This is a genomic window from Kitasatospora sp. MY 5-36 (genome assembly GCF_001182915.1).
In the GTDB taxonomy this organism is placed as follows: domain Bacteria; phylum Actinomycetota; class Actinomycetes; order Streptomycetales; family Streptomycetaceae; genus Kitasatospora.
Map to the genome: position 1 here is coordinate 1 of NZ_LFVW01001186.1, position 1,484 is coordinate 1,484.

3 protein-coding genes are annotated in these 1,484 nt (G+C 68.4%); 1 reads left to right on the forward strand and 2 read right to left on the reverse strand.

Translation table 11 applies throughout. From position 1 onward, the window contains the following. Both AE652_RS41255 and AE652_RS47090 read right to left on the reverse strand, forming a co-directional pair. On the reverse strand, positions 1-568 hold a 568-nt coding region (locus AE652_RS41255), incomplete at its 3' end, for an ALF repeat-containing protein (protein WP_049661116.1). A gap of 50 nt (positions 569-618) precedes the next feature. Then, entirely contained in the window at positions 619-921 is a 303-nt protein-coding gene (locus AE652_RS47090) for a hypothetical protein (RefSeq protein ID WP_159028733.1), read from the reverse strand. 69 nt (positions 922-990) lie between these two features. Between AE652_RS47090 and AE652_RS41260 the strand changes: the two genes are divergently transcribed. Continuing rightward, positions 991-1,482, forward strand: coding sequence for a hypothetical protein (locus AE652_RS41260; protein ID WP_063780426.1), 492 nt, complete (start codon positions 991-993; stop codon positions 1,480-1,482). Positions 1,483-1,484 lie beyond the last annotated feature (2 nt).

Genomic DNA, 1,484 nt, shown 5'->3' on the forward strand with positions numbered 1-1,484 from the left:
CCTCGGTCAGGAACCGCTGCAGATCATCACTGGTATTGCTGCGCAGCGCCGCGTCACCAGCCGCCTGCAGGTTGCTGCCCGCGCCCATCGCGGGGTCGGTGAGCCGGGTGATCGTCAGCCGCCGGTCGGCGTCGAGAGCCGACTTCCAGCCGCTCTGCAGGAAGGCGCGCAACCCCTCGGGAGTGCCCTCGATCGCCTTGTCCGCCGCCTCGCGGACCTTCGGCCCGCCCACGCTGGAGATCTGCGTGGCCGCGAGCAGGTCGTCCAGGCGCTGGGTGCCGGCGAGGTCGTTGTCGACGAACTGCTTCACGTCCTGGTCGGAGCCCGCGAGCGCGGCCTCGGCGAGCTCGTGGACACGAGGACCGCCGCCGAGCCATGCCTGCACGGCACGCTCGCGGGCGCTCGGCTGGGCCTGCCCGCCGGTCGGCTCGACGGCCGAAGCCGTCTGGATGCCCGACCCCACCAGCCCCGCCGTCAGAGCCAGCGGCAGCAGGCCCAGGGAGAGCCTGCCCAGCAGCGGCGGCCTTCCCCTCCCCCGCCCCCGTGACCGGGATATCGAATGGTGCATCAGAAAACCTCCACTGTCGGCATCGGCCGGATTCACGGCCGCAGCGGAGCCTACGTCAGATGACGGTACGACAGAACGTTCACGAAGTCAGAAAGTTGCTCGAAAAGCAGCCAATGAAACACCTGCCAAAGGGCAAAGCCAAGCAAATACAACCGCATCACCGATAGGCGCCCAACCACTGGGAAAGCATGACATTCTGCCTGGCCAGAGCCTAGAAAGTGCTTGTCGAGCCGCCGGCCCATCTGGTTCGATGGCCCGGATTCCGGCCGCGGCACCGAGGGCACCGATGCGGCAACTTCGGCTACTTCCACCGGCAATGACGTCTCGTCATTGCCGGTTGGTTCGCCCACCATTCAGGCCGGTCACCCGATTCCGCAGATCCGCCCGTCAGGGCAACACCAGATGAACGAAAAGGATTAGGCATGGCAAAGCGCTTGTCCCGCTTGCTCGTTGGCGGTGCGGTCGCCGTGGCCGCCACGCTCGGCGCCACCGCACTGGCCTCCGCCGACGGCACTCCGGCGGACAACTCGGCCGCGCCGGTGGCGATCGAGGACTTCAACTACCCCGGCCCGGCGCCGTACCCCAACGTCAAGCTGCTGCGCGGCGACGGCCACATCGTGCTGTCCGACTGCGCCGTCGACAGCCAGATCAGCGTGTTCAGCTTCGACCTGCCCAACGCCGGCGGCAACCAGATCTGCTTCCGCGCCACCAGCACCACCGGCTACCTCGCCCTGGAGGTGCCCAACGTGTTCCGCATCCGCACCGACGCCTACTCGCTCAACGCCAAGCTCACCAGCGTCGACGGCGCGCAGAGCGTCGACATCGCCAAGGGCACCGCCCTCCCCGTCGGGATCGGCAGCGGCTCCGGCAACGGCAAGCCGGCCGCCCTGCTCGAACTGCGCGTCACCGGCTGACC

Bases quoted from the DNA above. Each gene is read 5' to 3' on its own strand.
- AE652_RS47090 (WP_159028733.1), bottom strand. From the start codon at position 921: ATGGTGGGCGAACCAACCGGCAATGACGAGACGTCATTGCCGGTGGAA.
- AE652_RS41260 (WP_063780426.1), top strand. From the start codon at position 991: ATGGCAAAGCGCTTGTCCCGCTTGCTCGTTGGCGGTGCGGTCGCCGTG.